Here is a 15,805-nt window from a genome sequence, read left to right as displayed (position 1 = left end):
TATAATGCCAATAGTACAGGTGGAGCTTCTTAAAGGAAGAACAGTAGAACAGAAAAGAGCAATGATCGAGAAAGTTACGGCAGCTATATGCGAGACAACAAACTGTCCTGCTGAAGCAGTAAGCATAATAATAAGAGAAATGGAAAAGGAAAATTACGCACACGCAGGCGTTCTTCAATGTGACAAATAATATCTGAGAGGTGACAGAATTGAAAGAAAGATTGGAAAACCTTAGAAAAGCCGCAATTGAGCAGCTTAAGGAAGCAGGAAGCCTCGACAGAGTTGAGGAAATCAGGATTAATTTCCTTGGAAAGAAGAACGAGCTTGCAAACCTCATGAAGGAAATGGGAAAGCTGCCGTCTGACATCAGGCCGGAAATGGGTAAAGTAGCCAATGAAGTAAGGACCGAAATCGAAGATTTCATAGAGAAGAAGAAAGCGGAGTTCAAGGAAATACTGCTCAACGAAAAGCTCGAGAAGGAATCTATAGACGTGACGATACCGGTAGAAGGCAGATTCGTCGGAAAAATGCACCCTATAACGCTCGGAATAAATGAAATAGAAAAAATATTCATGTCCATGGGATTCTCAATAGAGGAGGGCCCGGAGGTAGACACGGTAGCGAACAACTTCGACAGGCTGAACGCTCCAAAATACCATCCATCAAGAGAAATGAGCGACACATTCTACTTTACGGATGATCTGCTTCTAAGGACTCAGACGTCTACCGTTCAGGCCAGGACCATGATGAGCCAGGAACCTCCTATAAGGATGATTTCGCCGGGAAGATGCTTCCGCTATGACACTCCGGATGCTACTCACTCTCCAATGTTCCATCAGATAGAGGGACTTGTGGTAGCTGAAGGCATAACCTTTGCAAACCTTAAGTCGACTCTTGAGACATTCGTATCTATGTTCTTCGGAGATGAGATAAAGACCAAATTCAGACCGCACAACTTCCCATTTACAGAGCCGAGCGCCGAGGTTGACGTTACATGCTTCAAATGCAACGGAAAAGGCTGCAGCATGTGTAAGGGCGAAGGCTGGATAGAGATCCTGGGAGCGGGAATGGTGCACCCTAATGTTCTTGAAAACTGTGGCATAGACTCAAAGAAATACACAGGCTTTGCTTTTGGAATGGGAGCCGACAGAATAGCAATGCTCAAGTATGGGATAGAAGACATCAGGCTGCTTTATGAAAACGACAGCAGATTCCTGTCACAATTTTAATTGGAGGTGCAGAATTGAAGGTATCATTAAAATGGCTTAGAGATTATGTGGATATAAATCAGGACGTCAATACCTTTGCTGACATGATGACAATGTCAGGAACAAAGGCTGAGTCTGTTGAATTTCCTGGAGAAGAGATAGAAAATGTCGTGACAGGAAAGATAATTTCCATAGAAGGACATCCGGATGCTGAAAAGCTCGTAGTTACGCAGATAGACATCGGAAGCGGTGAGCCTGTTCAGATAGTTACAGGAGCAAAGAACGTATCAGAGGGAGACTATGTGCCCGTTGCACTTCACGGGGCAAAGCTTCCGGGCGGAATAAAGATCAAAAACGGAAAGCTCAGAGGCGTGGCTTCAAACGGGATGCTATGTTCAAATGAAGAGCTGGGAATAGACTCAAAATATATAGATGAAAGGTCTAAGGACGGAATACTTCTTCTTGATGAAGTAGAACTTGGGAAAGACATAAGAGACGTGCTTCTTCTCAATGATGCAATAATAGAGTTTGAGCTCACGTCAAACAGGCCTGACTGCCAGTCCATGATGGGAATGGCATATGAGGCGGCGGCCACTCTTGGAGTAAAGGCCAATATCCCGGTGCCTTCTGTAAAAGCGGAAATCCAGGCACCCGTAAGAATCGCAGTCGAAGTTGAGGATGAAGCGCTGTGCCCTAGATATATGCTTCGCGAGATAAGAGACATAAAGATATGCCCATCTCCATACTGGATGCAGAGAAGGCTTATAGAGTATGGCATGAGACCTATAAACAACATAGTAGACATAACAAACTATGTAATGATAGAGTACGGCCAGCCGCTTCACGCATTCGATGCAGACAAGATAGAAAGCAAAAAGATACTCGTAAGGAGAGCTCATGAAGGTGAAAAGCTTGTAACTCTCGACGACGTAGAGAGAGAGCTCGACACGGACATGCTCCTCATAACTGATGGAAAGCAGCCTATAGGAATCGCCGGAGTAATGGGTGGATTCAACACTGAGATAGATGGAAATACAAAGAACATAGTCATCGAGAGCGCTCTTTTTGATGCGGACAGCATAAGGCTTACCTCAAGGAGACTGGGACTCAGGTCCGAAGCCTCATCTAAATTTGAGAAGGGCATAGATATACTGAGAGCGAAGCTTGCAGTAGACAGGGCATGCCAGCTTATAGAAGAGCTTGGATATGGAGCTGTTTGCAGCGAAGTAGTAGACACCATGAAGTCGGAGTTCGTTCCTCAGGTTGTGGAGACTACCCTTACAAAGATAAACGGGCTTATGGGAACTGAGCTCGAAGCCTCTGAGATAACTGCTATACTGGAAAGCCTTAATTTCGGCTGCAGCCTTGACGGAGACAGTATAAAAGTAACAGTGCCTCATTACAGGCTTGACATGGCAATAGCGGATGACGTTGTCGAAGAAGTAGCAAGAATATATGGATACAACAATATAGAGTCAAAAGCGATAATTGCCGAAGTTACGCAGGCAAGAAAAAGCGCAGACAGGCAGTATGAGGACATCCTGAAATCACTTGCCATGAACAATGGACTTACGGAGATATCCACATACTCATTTGTCAGCCCTAAAGGACTTGAAAAATCCAACATTACAGATGAAAGAAGAAACAGCTTCCTGAAGCTGCTGAATCCTCTTGGCGAAGAAACTTCTGTAATGAGGACCAGCCTCATACCTGCTATGCTTGATGTAATGTATACGAACACATCAAGAAAGAACGAAGAATTTGCGGCATTTGAATACGGAAACACATTCTTCAGTATATCAGAGGGTGAGCTTCCACAGGAAGTAAAAGCGATGGTTGCTGCAGCTTATGGAAAGACTGAGGATTTCTTCAGCATGAAGGCAAGGCTCGAGGGAGTACTGAAAGGGCTTGGAGTGAAGGAACATGAATATGTGCCTGAAAAGACCGAAAGGACATTCCATCCTGGAAGATGCGCAAATGTTGTAGCAGATGGAAAGAATATAGCGGTAATTGGAGAGGTTCATCCTTCGGTTCTGGAAAACTATGGAATAAAGAAGAGGGTATATCTGTTTGAGATATTCATAGATGAAGTGAAATCTGTATCTGATACAGGAATCCTGTACAGCCCTATTCCAAAATATCCTACAGTTCTCAGGGACATAGCTCTCGTAGTTGACAGGGATATGTATGTAAGCGAGATTGAAAAAGTGATAAGAAAGCATGGAAAGAAGCTGCTCGAGGAAGTAAAGCTTTTCGATATATTCGAAGGAGCTCAGATAGGGCATGACAAGAAATCTGTTGCATACTCGCTTAAATTCAGGGCATCTGACAGGACGCTTACTGATGAAGAGATCAATCCGGTAATAGAGAAGATACTTCAACAGCTTGAAATTGAATGTAACGCAAAGCTCAGATAATGCAAAATGATTTATTCGCAAAGTTTACGGGTATAAACTAACTGGTATTTATTGATATTTTTCATTTGAATATACAGGAGGGGATTTGAATGTCAATATTTGACAAAGTCAATAAAATGGCAAAAAATGTCACCGAAAAGGCCACCGAGGCAATGGAGATTACACGACTCAATACAAAGATAGGAGAGGAAAATCGCAACATACTCGATTATCAGAAGAAGATCGGAGAAATAATCTGGAGCAAGTTTGAGGCAGGTGAAGCGCTTTCTCCTGAGATAGCTGAAATATGTGAGAATATCAGAAAGAGCAAGGAAGTAATAACCGGAGTAATGAGCGAAATCCAGAAGCTCAAGGATGAAGGAGTGGCAGACGAATCTCCTGCAGAAGCCGGAGGGCTTAACTGTCCTGCATGTGGTGCGGGAAATTCTGAGGGCACGAGGTTCTGCGGTGAGTGCGGAGCAAAGCTGCAGTAAGGCTTAATTAATAAAAGAAGAAGTCAGAGCTGACCCAATTGCGGTCAGTCCTGACTTTTTTAAATTTCTATAAAGATCTGTATTCTGTTATGAAGTTGTTTTTCATGGTTTCATTAACGTCTATGAGCCTCTGGTTTTTTGAGCCTCTGAACCGGAGAGTGAGATCCTTCATGCTTTCCATGAATGGGCCGTCAGCAAGTATGTCTGTGTGCTCAAGCAGCCTTTTCCAGTCGCTTCTGGTCTGTGCTCTGCGAGAGATCTCTTCAAATGTATAGCCGCTGTAGGTCATGATATCAAGGCCCTTTGTCTTGAGCTGCTTCGCAAGGTCTGCAAATTCACCTGCCTGGCTGAAGGGTTCACCGCCTGAAAAAGTCACACCTCTGAGCAGGGGATTTTTTTCGATTTCGGCCATTATGGAGGTTACGTCTGCATCAAATCCACCTTCAAAGTCATGGGTCTGGGGATTGTGGCATCCGGGGCAGCCATGAGGGCAGCCCTGAGCGAATATTACAAACCGCATTCCCGGACCGTCTACAATTGATTCTCTTATTATTCCGGCGATTCTCATATAGTCTCCATGATTCTCTGGGAAGAAGCATCCATATGCTTTACTCTCTGGCTTTCCTCAGCTTTTTTTGCATCGTTGAACCGGTCTACGGTTCCAACCAGGTATCCGGTTATCCTTCTTATTCTTTCGAATGGGATTTCAGCTGATTCGCTTCTGCCGCACTTAGGGCAGCATTCTCCGATTATACCTGTGTAGCCGCACGCCGGATCTCTGTCAACCGGATGGTTTACCGAGCCATAGCCGATTCCTGCTTCCTTCATGGCCTTTATTACTGATTCAAATGCTTCGAGATTTCCACAAGGATCGCCGTCCATCTCAACATATGTTATATGGCCGCCGTTAGTGAGCTCGTGATAAGGAGCTTCGAGTCTTATCTTGTCAAATGCTGTTATATTATGATATACAGGTATATGGAATGAGTTGGTGTAATATTCTCTGTCTGTGACACCGCTTATCTCTCCGTACTTCTTTCTGTCCATCCTTACGAATCGGCCGGAGAGTCCTTCTGCAGGAGTGGCTATGAGCGAGAAATTAAGCCTGTATCTCTGTGCAGCTTCATCGGTTTTCTTTCTCATTCTTCCTATGATTTCAAGGCCAAGCTTCTGAGCTTCCTGCGATTCACCGTGGTGATATCCCGTAAGAGCCTTCAGCGCCTCTGCAAGCCCTATGAATCCTACAGTGAGGGTACCGTGCCTGAGGACCTCTCTTATGGAATCCTCAGGTCTGAGGTCATCGCTGTCCAGCCATATTCCCTGGCCCATCAGGAAAGGAAAGTTCTTTGCCTTCTTGCTGCACTGGATTTCAAATCTTTCAAGGAGCTGTTCTATGACAAGATCTGTCTTTCTGTCAAGATCTTCAAAGAAGGAGTCAAGGTTTCCCTGGCTCTTTATCGCTATCCTCGGGAGGTTCACTGATGTAAAGCTCAGGTTTCCACGGCCGCTCACGATCTCTCTTGAAGGGTCATTCTCATTTGCCATTACCCTCGTACGGCATCCCATATATGCGGCTTCTGTTTCAGGAGTTCCTTTGTAGAACCTTGCATTGAAGGGAGCGTCGACAAATGAGAAGTTAGGGAACAGCCTCTTGGCGCTCACCCTGCATGCAAGCCTGAAAAGATCGTAGTTTGGATCTGAAGGGTTATAGTTCACGCCTTCCTTTACCTTGAATATGTGGATAGGGAAGATTGGTGTTTCACCGTTTCCGAGCCCTTTTTCAGTGGCAAGGAGCACATTTCTGATTATCATTCTTCCCTCGTCTGAGGTATCCATGCCGTAGTTTATAGAGCTGAAAGGTATCTGAGCGCCGGCCCTGCTGTGCATGGTATTGAGGTTGTGAACGAGTGCTTCCATTGCCTGATAGCAGGATCTTTCGGTTTCAGAAAGTGCCTTCTTTATGACGAACTGCTGTATCTTTTGAGCTTTTTGAGGCCCAAAGCTTTCACTCAGGAATTCCAGCTCTTTTTCCTGGTATCCGTTATCTGAGGACAGCACCGGAGAAAGGGAGTATCTGCTTCTAATCTCAGATATCATGTTCTCTGAAAAAGTCTCTGCATTCTCATGATCACATATGAGCATTACTGCTTTTTCCAGATTCTGTCTGTAGAGCCTCTCGTATGTTTTTGCAACACCCTTTGAGAGCGCATAGTCAAAATTCGGGATGCTCTGGCCGCCGTGCTGATCATTCTGATTGGACTGAATCGCAATGCAGGTAAGTGCTGAGTAGCTGGATATGTCATTAGGCTCTCTCAAAAATCCGTGTCCTGTTGAGAATCCTCCGGCAAACAGCTTTTCGATGTCTATCTGGCAGCATGTGGTAGTGAGGGTAAGAAAATCAAGGTCATGTATGTGTATATCTCCATTTTCGTGAGCATTCGAATGCAGTGGGTTGAGCACATGCATGGTATAGAACTGCTTTGCGCCCTCGGAGCCGTATTTGAGCATAGTACCCATGGCGGTGTCGCCGTCTATGTTTGCATTTTCTCTTTTGGTGTCATTTTCGCTGGCATCCTTGAATGTGAGGCCCTCGTATATCTTCATGAGCCTTGTGTTCTTCTCCCTTATCCTTGTGCGTTCTGCCCGGTAAAGTATGTATTCCTTGGCAGTTTTTGCATGTCCGGTTTCAATCAGGATCTTTTCTACAGCATCCTGTATCTCCTCTACGCTGGGCAGGCTTACATTTGATTTTTCGAGATAGCTGGCTACATCCTCAGCAAGCTTCATTGCTGTTCTGTGATTCTGACCTCCTACGGCCTCGGCAGATTTATATATTGCAGTTGCTATTCTTTCGATATCAAATTCGACGGTCCTTCCATCTCTCTTTACAATTTTCTGGAACATTTCCTGATTCCTTTCGGTACAATATGTGGTGTGGTTATTTCTCAATGATTAGAATTATATACTATATATTGGATTTATACAATATGTTTGAGTGTAATTAGGATAAAAAAATCCGGAAGAAAATTCTATAAAAGAAATTCTTCCGGGGCTAAATATATTTCAATTAATTCTGTTTTAAATCAGCCATTCTCCAAGCAGGGATCCTGCAAGAGCAACTGTAGCCTTTGCTGTCATGTTCTCGTGGTCAAGAAGTGGATTTACTTCAACGAACTCAGCGCTTACGAGCTTTTCTGTTTTTGCTATAAGCTCAAGTGCATAGTGAGCTTCTCTGTAGCCCATTCCTCCAGGAACTTTTGTTCCTGTTCCAGGTGCCACCTCAGGGTCGAGTACGTCAAGGTCGAAGCTTACGTGGATGCCGTCAGTACCTTCTCCGGCGATTCTTATTGCCTCTTCCATTACCTTCTTGATTCCCATGTCATCTATCTCATACATAGTGAATACCTTGATTCCAAGCTCCTTCATGGCTTTTCTCTCTCCTGAATCCAGGTCTCTTGAGCCTATATATACTATATTTTCTTTTTTAAGGACGCTGTCTTTTCCTCCGATTGAAGTAAGCGATTCATCGCCCATTCCAAGAAGAACTGCAACAGGCATTCCGTGTATATTTCCTGATGGACTTGTTTCTGGTGTGTTTATGTCTCCATGAGCATCGAACCAGATTACACCGAGATTCTTTTTGTGCTGGAGCACTCCTGATATGGTTCCTATTGCTATGCTGTGGTCTCCGCCTATAACCAGTGGGAAATTTCCTTCGCTCATAGCAGCAGATACTTCTTCACACAGCTTTCTGTTCACGTCGGCTACAACGTTCAGATGCTTGAGATTTGACCCCTCTACAGTAACGGCCTCTCTTCTGTTTACAGGGATGTCTCCTCTGTCTTCTATTTCATATCCTATGTTCACAAGTCTTTTTTCAAGTCCCGCATATCTGATTGCGTCCGGACCCAGATTAACTCCTCTTGTTCCTGCTCCAAGGTCAATTGGCACACCTATTATCGAAAGTCTGTTGTTTATTTCTGGTCTCATAAAATCCTCCTGAATTAATTTTCAAAATCAGATTAACTGTAATCTGCAAATATTCCTTTTGTATATGTATATAATATGCAAATATCATGCCAAGACTGGAATGCTGTATTTTCAATCATTACACAGCTGTGAAAACGTTTTTCTGAGATTTTGTAAAAAAAATATTTGCTTTATGTAATTAAAATGAGCGATAATTGCGATATTCTGATATAATGAACAAAAGGAGTGAATGTATGTTTGATAAATTTGACAAGGTTATACCATCTATATTTGCGGTAAGGAATTTTTTTGATGAGATATCAGTTGTAGACAGGAACGGAATCATCAGGTACTGCGAGATATTCATACCGGACATGTACAGCTTTACGGCAGATGAGATAACTGGAAAACACATATTTGACGTGTTCAAGACCTCTAATGAGCAGAGCAGCGAGGTCTATCAGGTGCTCAGGACCGGAAAGCCCATGATACTCTTCAAGGAAGATCTGATAACCTACAAGGGAGATAAGGTAAAGGGCTACAGCAGCTCATATCCTATATACAAGGACAATGAGATAGTAGGAGTGGCAGTGGCCATGAAGGTAGTGGAATCTGATTTCAGCAAGGAGTTCATACTGCTGACTGATGAAGACAAGAGCGTCAGGAGCGAGGGGAGAAACAATTATACCATAGACAACCTGGTTACTCAGGACCCTTACATGCTCAATATTAAAAAGAAGATAAGGAAGATAGCAAAGACGGACTCATACGTGCTGATACAGGGGAAGACGGGAACGGGAAAAGAAATTGTAGCTCAGTCGATTCACTTTGCGAGCAGCAGGTCGGACAAGCCATTCATATCTCAGAACTGTGCCGCTATACCTGCAAATCTTCTTGAGAGCACGCTTTTTGGAACAGAGAAGGGAAGCTTTACCGGTGCCATAACAAACAAGGGGCTCTTTGAGCTTGCAGACGGGGGTACCATATTTCTCGATGAGATAAATTCGATGGATATATCAGTGCAGAGCAAGATCCTCAAAGCCATAGAGGAAAGAAGCATAAGGAGAATAGGCGGACACAAGAATATAAGCACGGACATAAGAATAATTGCAGCAATAAATGAGGATCCATTTGAAGCAATAAGAAATCACAGGCTGCGAGAAGACCTTTTCTACAGGCTCAACATTGTATCGCTCAAGCTGAATGAGCTTAAGGACAGGAAGAATGATATAAAGCTCCTGACTGATTATTATATCCATTTTTACAATGACATTATGAAAATGAAGATAAAGGGGCTTGATGAGAAGGTCGAAAAGATATTCCTCAGCCATGACTGGCCGGGGAATGTAAGAGAACTGAGAAACGTCATTGAAAGCGCGTTCAACATCGCTGAGAAGGCCGTAATCACAGCAGAGGATATCCCTGATTATCTGGTTACGGATATATGTGAAATCAATGCAGACAGGGAAGAAGTTGTCGGATATGAGGATATGGTAAGGGAATTTGAAACCAGGCTCATAAGGGACGCTCTCAAAAACAGCAGGAGCAAGGCGGAGGCCGCAAGAAATCTTAATCTTACGAGGCAGACTCTCAACTATAAGATGGAAAAACTGGGAATATCTGAATAATAAGCGCAGAAAAATCTGGAGCTGCTATGGCGGTCCCAGATTTTTCAATATTATTCTGATTAAAACATCTAAAATTAAACTTTAAATATCTTCAGAGACCTCAAAATTATAAGGCTCAAGATACTCCATTATATCTGATTTAAGCGCCTTTACCGTGCCCTGGATGCAGTTGCCCTTTCCACCGCCCTTGGCGCTGAAGATCTCGTTAAAGCTTTCTGCGACAGGCCTTATATTATGAGATGAGCTGCTGATGAGGTATTTGTATCCCTTTTCGTCACAGCCTGAGAAAAGAAAGACTATATTCTGCCTGTTTTTTGTCAGATGGGACGAAAATTTAAGGAGATCAGAAGGAAGCAGATCATCCTCGAATAGGATTATCTTTTCAAGGCTGGCATCGATTGCTGCAGCTCTGAGTTCAAATATTCTATCCATCAGGATTGAGTTTTCGAATTTCAGCCTGTCTCTGTCAGATTTAAGCTGTGATACTGCATCATGAGCATTCTCAGGCTTTGTAGAAAGCTGAGCGGATATGTCATAAAGAATCTTGTTCTTATGATTGTAGTCCTGCAAAGCTCTTTTTCCGCACAGCATATATATTCTTGTGCCGCCCTTGTAGTTCTGGCTTGAGATGAATTTTATCACTCCGACCTCGCCGGTTGTCTTTACGTGGGTTCCGCAGCATGCGCATATGTCGGCTCCAGGAACGGACACAATTCTTATATCTCCATCTATCTGCTTCTTGCTCCTGTAATTGAGTACATCCAGCTCTTCCGGCACAGGGCAGTCGATCTTGACTCCGAGGTTCTTCTGTACGGTATTATTAGCTGAGATTTCTATGAAATCGAGGTCTTCCTGAGTCAGCTTTCCGTCGATATCTACGGTGACATAATTCTCGCCCATATGAAAGCCCACATTGTTAAATCCGAAATGCCTGTTTATGAGGCCGGATACTATATGCTCTCCTGTGTGGTGCTGCATGAGCATGAATCTGAAGTCCCAGTCGATTTTGCATTCTACCGAGTCGCCGGCAGAAAATGGGGCAGATATATAATGATATATTATTCCATTTGTCTCGTTTACCGCTGAAACAGTAATGTTCTTGAGCGCAGGATTGTGAGTGGAAGCAGATCTGTGAATAAGAGTAATGCTTCCTCTGTCCGAAGGCTGCCCTCCGCCTTCCGGATAAAATGCCGTCTTGTCAAGCACGGCCTTGTATGTGTAGATTCCGTGAAATCTGTCATCCTCTTCAACTTTAATGCAGTCAGTAACTGTGGCATTAAATTTTGAGATATAACTGCTGTTCTCATAAAGTTTAATTGTTTTTGACATTCTTTAACCTCGTAAAATTATTTTAGAAATGGAATCTCTTTTTGAATTCGAGCTTTGCTTTTTTATCAGCAAAAATTATCATTCCGAGCATAACGAGAGCGGAATAGAAGGCTGCGAATATAAGGGTCCATCTTACTGTAGACAGATTGAAAATCACCAGCAATATCGAAAGAACGCCTATCACCGATGTGGTTATCTGATATACAAAGTATTCCCTAAATTGCATGGGCTTAAACATGGCAATTGCCGATATCGATGAAATTGCAAGAATTATGATGAGCGGTATGGCATAATTTACAGACCATCCCCTGTATCCCGTAGAGTAGTCTATCAGCAGGGTTATCCCTGACAGGAAAAGCATCTGCTTGAGAATGAAGTAGCCTACGTTTTTGAGAGCTTTGTGAATGGTGTATATATTAAACCAGATATATCCGAAGACGCTTGTGGACAGAAATAAATAAGTCAGGTCAGTTTCAGTTAAAAATTTTACTGAAATCACGAAAAAGAACACTATTATCGCAAGGAACAGGTATATCCTGAGCCTTATTGAATTAAAGTGCCTGTAATCGATTTCTATCTTCGGATATGGCTCTATGAATTCGGAATCTATATTATTTATGCTTCCGCTGCAGATCGGACACTTCTCTGATCTGACGGATATCTTTATATTGCATTCTTTACAGTAGTTCATTATTCAACCTCGTTTGTATAGACAGTAACATCAAGTCCCTGTCTTGAAAGGAACCTTATAACAAATCTCACTACATCGGTATCTTCTATGAGAGAAGTAAAATCAAGATAGAAAGTGTCCTTGTAAGAGAAATTGAGGGTCTTGAGTGGATTGGAGAAGGATGGGCTGATTATTATTTCAAGATCCTTTATGAAATCATCTATTCCGTTGTTGAACTCTATTCTTCCAAGACTCGAGATTACGGTCGTCTGAGTATTTTCGCTGCTCCTGTATACTCCCTTGAGGGCATAGTTTTTTATCGGAAGGGGAACTATGCGAAGGAGTGGATTTTTTTCGAGATTGGAAAAATATCTTATTCTCTGGGCAAGATAGTTCTTATCCAGATATTTTCTGAACTCGTCGGAGATAATATCAAGCACATCGTCAAATGTATAGTTTTCATTTTCAAAATCAACGGTAGGATATATATTAGTAAAGAAATTCCTGACAGTAGATGTCTCAAAAAACACTCTCAGGTTCGTAGGCAGGCATACCGTGATAGGCTTTTTGAGAGTATCTCGCTTGAGTTCCTCGCTGTAGATCGCATATGTCACTAGAGCCACCAGATATATGGATACAGTGACTTTCTTTGATTTCACTACCTTGAGAAAATCAGCAAGAGGAATCTTGGCTATTATTACCTTAAGCTTGTTTCCGTCCATCAGCGTACCCGGGATAGAATATGCCTTTCTGTTTTTAAGGTTTGTCTTAACGTCGGCGGCGTTTTTGTGCTTTGCAAACGCATCCTCACCCATGGCTATAGAGGCCACGTTGGTCCTGAATATTTCAGCATCATCTGAAATCCTGTCCGGATAAAGCTCCTTCAGGTAATAATAAAGTATGTGGTGGAGGAACTTGAGGATGCCTGCTCCGTCACCGAGGGCATGAAAAACCTCAAGGTTGATCTTATTTTTGAAATAGGAAACCTTGAAAAGGAAGTTATTGTTTTCTTTTCTGAGGATAGTCTTGCATGGATAGAAGTTCTCCTCATAAATAATCGGTTCGTCAAAGTTGATCTCAAAATACGGCCAGAAAAGTCCTCTTCTGAGCTTAACCTTGAATATCGGCATGACCTCGAGGGCTTTGTTGAGAGCAATCTTTAGTGTTTCAGGCTTTACATCTTCATAGAGATACGCGGACATCCTGAAAACATTAGTAGACCCAAGGTCGCTTACAGCAGGATATATCTTGCCTGTATTATCCAGCTTGCTCCAGTATAGTTCTTCATTTATATTCAAGTTTTATCACCTCTTTTATAAAATAAATGATATCACAAATGTTATTATATTAAAAGAAAAAAGGCGAAATATTAACAGGTGCAATCGAAGAAATTTTTGGTAAAATGTCGCATTTTATGATATATTAGTATAATGATTACAGATGAATTTCTGTCTTTAACTAAAGATAACAGAGGTGCAGTTGATATGAAGATTAATTTCTCTATGGATGTCAGGCAGACTCAGAAGCTTCAGATGACAAAAGAGCTGAAGCAGGCAATAGAGCTGCTCAATATGAACAACCAGGAAGTAGAGAGCGTGATAACCGAAGAAATCAGAGAAAACCCTGTCCTGGAGGTAGAGCCCAGAGAAGAAATAGACTGGTCGAAATTTGCAAATGATATGAAGAATGTAGTTACCCATCAGTCGAAATCCTATAATGAAGATGAAGATAATGAGTCGAATCCTGAAAATTACATTCAGGCGCCTGTCAATATATACGATTACCTTGAAAAAGAGATATCCTCTCTGAGGCTTGAAGGGTATGAGAAGGATATAGCATATTACATAATCGAAAGAGTCAATGACAGCGGTTACTTTACGGCAGACATAGAAGAAAGCTCAGCTGTACTTGGCACAGAGAGCGGTACTTTTCTGAGGGTGCTTAAAAAAGTACAGAGCATAGAGCCGGCAGGGATATGCGCAAGAGATCTCAGGGAATGCCTGCTGCTTCAGCTTGAGAAGACATATGCAAAGGATGACATAGTAATAAAGCTTGTGGAAAACGAGCTGGAGAATATAGCGGCAAAGAGATATCAGCTGATACAGAAGAAATACAAGCTTAAAGAAGAAGAGCTTGCAGAAGCCCTTCGGATAATAAAGTCGCTGGATCCAAAGCCAGGAAGGGAGTTTACCTCCTTTTCGCCTGAATATGTGTTTCCTGACGTATATGTTGAAAAAATAGGAGACCGCTGGGAAGTTACAAGTAATTCGACGCTTCCGCATCTTTATGTAAGCGAGTTCTACAGAAAGATGCTCTCTGAGCACAAGGAAGATGTGGACAGAGACACCGAAAAGTATATTAAAGAGAAGCTTGGCAAGGCTGTTAATCTCATAAGAAACATCGAGCAGAGAAAGAACACGATACATAAGGTTGCCATAAAGATCGTTGAGAACCAGATAGAGTTTTTTGAAAAAGGCAAAAGTCATATAATCCCCATGAAGCTCAAGGATATAGCTGACATGACGGGATTTCATGAATCCACCGTATCAAGAGCAGTAAACGGCAAATATATGATGACCCCGAGAGGTCTGTTTGAATTCAGGTATTTTTTCACTACATCAGTAAGCACGTCAGACGGGCTGTCAATCTCAAACAAAAACATAAAAGACAGGATAAAAGACATAATCGAGGGCGAGAACAAGAAGAAGCCCCTGAGTGATCAGAAGATATGTGATATACTTAACGATGAGGGAATAGAGGTTTCCCGAAGGACGGTCACGAAATACAGAGAAGAGCTTCAGATACTTACATCAAGCCTCAGAAGAGAGATTTAGCAAAAACCGGATCATTGCATTTAGATAAAATGCATGTATCCGGTTTTTTTGAATATAGCACAGAAATTAAAAAGTATAACCTATTTGATGAAAAAAACAAAAAAGTGTTGCAAAATAAAATAAGTAGTGTATAATAAATAACTGGGAGCGGAATGCGTCCCGGTCACTGAATAATTTAATGATTCATTATATACAGGAGGGGCAATGATAAAGGTTGCGATCAATGGATTCGGAAGAATCGGAAGACTTGCGCTCAGGAATATGAGCAGATACACAGATGATTTTGAGGTTGCTGTAATAAACAGCACAAGAGATGCACAGACTCTGGCGCATCTTCTTAAATATGACTCATCTCAGGGAAGATTTGATGGAAAGGTTGAAGTGCTTTCAGAAAAGCAGTTCTCTGTAAACGGCAGGACTGTAGAGATAATATCTGAGAGAGATCCTGAAAATCTGCCATGGAAGGAAATGGGAATAGATCTTGTGCTTGAGTGCACTGGAAAATTCACAGATAAAGAGCAGGCGGAGGCTCACATTAGAGCCGGAGCGAAGAAGGTAGTAATATCAGCGCCCGCAAATGGAGATCTTAAAACAGTCGTTTTCGGTGTTAATCATCAGATAATAACTCCTGAAGACAATATAATTTCGGGAGCGTCATGCACAACCAACTGCCTTGCTCCTGTGGCTAAGGTAATGAACGACAGATTCGGAATAAAAAGCGGACTGATAACTACTATACACGCATATACTAACGATCAGAACACTCTTGACGGAACTCATCCAAAAGGTGACATGAGAAGAGCAAGGGCAGCTGCAGCAAACATAGTTCCAAACTCAACAGGTGCTGCAAAGGCAATAGGCCTTGTTATTCCAGAGCTGAATGGAAAGCTCGATGGAGCAGCTCAGAGAGTGCCAGTGATAACTGGTTCGCTTACGGAGCTTGTATGCGTTCTTGATAAAAAGACAAGTGTAGAAGAAATAAATTCTGCAATGAAAGATGCCAGTGATGATTCATTTGGATATACAGAAGACGAGATAGTATCATCGGATGTAATAGGAATAACATGCGGAAGCCTGTTTGATGCAACTCAGACAAAGATCCTGCAGGTTGGTGATGATCAGCTCGTAAAAGTTGTGGCATGGTATGACAATGAGATGTCGTACGCATCTCAGCTTGTCAGAGTTGCAAGATTTGCCGGTCAGATGATTTAGTTATACTGGAAAACTCTTAAGTAATCACATTGAAAATAATCAGACTCTAATTGCCAAGTAGGGGT

General features: G+C 42.4%; 13 protein-coding genes. 7 read left to right on the top strand and 6 right to left on the bottom strand.

What is annotated here, in order from left to right; translation table 11 throughout:
- Positions 1-4: 4 nt before the first annotated feature.
- From AC4PGZ_RS07720 to AC4PGZ_RS07705, 4 genes are all read left to right on the top strand, one after another.
- Entirely contained in the window at positions 5-190 is a 186-nt protein-coding gene (locus tag AC4PGZ_RS07720; protein WP_028829811.1) for a 4-oxalocrotonate tautomerase, read from the top strand.
- Positions 191-209: 19 nt separating this feature from the next.
- Positions 210-1,229: a phenylalanine--tRNA ligase subunit alpha gene (gene pheS / locus AC4PGZ_RS07715; RefSeq protein WP_492158057.1), complete on the top strand. Its 1,020-nt coding sequence runs from the start codon at positions 210-212 to the stop codon at positions 1,227-1,229.
- Between the two features lie 14 nt (positions 1,230-1,243).
- Positions 1,244-3,625 carry a phenylalanine--tRNA ligase subunit beta gene (gene pheT, locus AC4PGZ_RS07710; protein ID WP_492158056.1) on the top strand — a complete coding sequence of 794 codons (2,382 nt, stop codon included), beginning with the start codon at positions 1,244-1,246 and terminating at the stop codon, positions 3,623-3,625.
- Positions 3,626-3,714: 89 nt separating this feature from the next.
- Complete coding sequence (locus AC4PGZ_RS07705) at positions 3,715-4,098, top strand: zinc-ribbon domain-containing protein (RefSeq protein WP_492158055.1); 384 nt, start codon at positions 3,715-3,717, stop codon at positions 4,096-4,098.
- A 67-nt stretch (positions 4,099-4,165) separates the two neighbouring features.
- Here AC4PGZ_RS07705 and nrdG read toward each other — a convergent pair whose 3' ends face one another.
- The 3 genes from nrdG to rocF form a co-directional block, all read right to left on the bottom strand.
- Positions 4,166-4,666: an anaerobic ribonucleoside-triphosphate reductase activating protein gene (gene nrdG, locus AC4PGZ_RS07700; RefSeq protein ID WP_492158054.1), complete on the bottom strand. Its 501-nt coding sequence runs from the start codon at positions 4,664-4,666 to the stop codon at positions 4,166-4,168.
- The gene (locus AC4PGZ_RS07695; RefSeq protein ID WP_492158053.1) at positions 4,663-7,002 is read right to left on the bottom strand and encodes an anaerobic ribonucleoside triphosphate reductase; all 2,340 of its coding nucleotides are present in this window, start codon (positions 7,000-7,002) and stop codon (positions 4,663-4,665) included. Before AC4PGZ_RS07695 ends, nrdG begins: the two co-directional genes overlap by 4 nt.
- A gap of 174 nt (positions 7,003-7,176) precedes the next feature.
- Positions 7,177-8,088 (bottom strand): arginase, encoded by a 912-nt coding sequence (gene rocF, locus AC4PGZ_RS07690; RefSeq protein WP_492158052.1) that lies wholly within the window; start codon positions 8,086-8,088, stop codon positions 7,177-7,179.
- Between the two features lie 233 nt (positions 8,089-8,321).
- Between rocF and AC4PGZ_RS07685 the strand changes: the two genes are divergently transcribed.
- Positions 8,322-9,695, top strand: a complete 1,374-nt coding sequence (locus tag AC4PGZ_RS07685; RefSeq protein ID WP_492158051.1) for a sigma-54 interaction domain-containing protein — start codon at positions 8,322-8,324, stop codon at positions 9,693-9,695.
- Between the two features lie 81 nt (positions 9,696-9,776).
- Here AC4PGZ_RS07685 and AC4PGZ_RS07680 read toward each other — a convergent pair whose 3' ends face one another.
- The 3 genes from AC4PGZ_RS07680 to AC4PGZ_RS07670 are packed head-to-tail and all read right to left on the bottom strand — an operon-like array spanning position 9,777 to position 12,992.
- A complete protein-coding gene (locus tag AC4PGZ_RS07680; protein WP_492158050.1) occupies positions 9,777-11,024 on the bottom strand; it encodes an alanyl-tRNA editing protein in 1,248 nt (415 codons plus the stop codon).
- 22 nt (positions 11,025-11,046) lie between these two features.
- On the bottom strand, positions 11,047-11,715 hold the full coding sequence (locus AC4PGZ_RS07675) for a DUF6320 domain-containing protein (RefSeq protein WP_492158049.1): 669 nt from the start codon (positions 11,713-11,715) through the stop codon (positions 11,047-11,049).
- The gene (locus AC4PGZ_RS07670; RefSeq protein ID WP_492158048.1) at positions 11,715-12,992 is read right to left on the bottom strand and encodes a hypothetical protein; all 1,278 of its coding nucleotides are present in this window, start codon (positions 12,990-12,992) and stop codon (positions 11,715-11,717) included. The genes AC4PGZ_RS07675 and AC4PGZ_RS07670 overlap by 1 nt, the downstream gene beginning before the upstream one ends.
- A gap of 186 nt (positions 12,993-13,178) precedes the next feature.
- On the opposite strand from AC4PGZ_RS07670, the gene rpoN reads away from it, so the two are divergent.
- Positions 13,179-14,528, top strand: coding sequence for an RNA polymerase factor sigma-54 (gene rpoN / locus AC4PGZ_RS07665; RefSeq protein WP_492158047.1), 1,350 nt, complete (start codon positions 13,179-13,181; stop codon positions 14,526-14,528).
- Positions 14,529-14,732: 204 nt separating this feature from the next.
- Positions 14,733-15,740 carry a type I glyceraldehyde-3-phosphate dehydrogenase gene (gene gap / locus AC4PGZ_RS07660; RefSeq protein WP_492158046.1) on the top strand — a complete coding sequence of 336 codons (1,008 nt, stop codon included), beginning with the start codon at positions 14,733-14,735 and terminating at the stop codon, positions 15,738-15,740.
- Positions 15,741-15,805 lie beyond the last annotated feature (65 nt).

The organism is Proteocatella sp. QWL-06 (genome assembly GCF_058684135.1).
Note: the sequence above shows the minus strand (reverse complement) of the source record. Positions and strands in the feature narration are given on the sequence as shown.

Coding starts and splice junctions, on each gene's coding strand:
- AC4PGZ_RS07720 (WP_028829811.1), top strand. CDS start 5: ATGCCAATAGTACAGGTGGAGCTTCTTAAAGGAAGAACAGTAGAACAG.
- AC4PGZ_RS07705 (WP_492158055.1), top strand. CDS start 3,715: ATGTCAATATTTGACAAAGTCAATAAAATGGCAAAAAATGTCACCGAA.
- nrdG (WP_492158054.1), bottom strand. CDS start 4,666: ATGAGAATCGCCGGAATAATAAGAGAATCAATTGTAGACGGTCCGGGA.
- AC4PGZ_RS07695 (WP_492158053.1), bottom strand. CDS start 7,002: ATGTTCCAGAAAATTGTAAAGAGAGATGGAAGGACCGTCGAATTTGAT.
- rocF (WP_492158052.1), bottom strand. CDS start 8,088: ATGAGACCAGAAATAAACAACAGACTTTCGATAATAGGTGTGCCAATT.
- AC4PGZ_RS07685 (WP_492158051.1), top strand. CDS start 8,322: ATGTTTGATAAATTTGACAAGGTTATACCATCTATATTTGCGGTAAGG.
- AC4PGZ_RS07680 (WP_492158050.1), bottom strand. CDS start 11,024: ATGTCAAAAACAATTAAACTTTATGAGAACAGCAGTTATATCTCAAAA.
- AC4PGZ_RS07675 (WP_492158049.1), bottom strand. CDS start 11,715: ATGAACTACTGTAAAGAATGCAATATAAAGATATCCGTCAGATCAGAG.
- rpoN (WP_492158047.1), top strand. CDS start 13,179: ATGAAGATTAATTTCTCTATGGATGTCAGGCAGACTCAGAAGCTTCAG.
- gap (WP_492158046.1), top strand. CDS start 14,733: ATGATAAAGGTTGCGATCAATGGATTCGGAAGAATCGGAAGACTTGCG.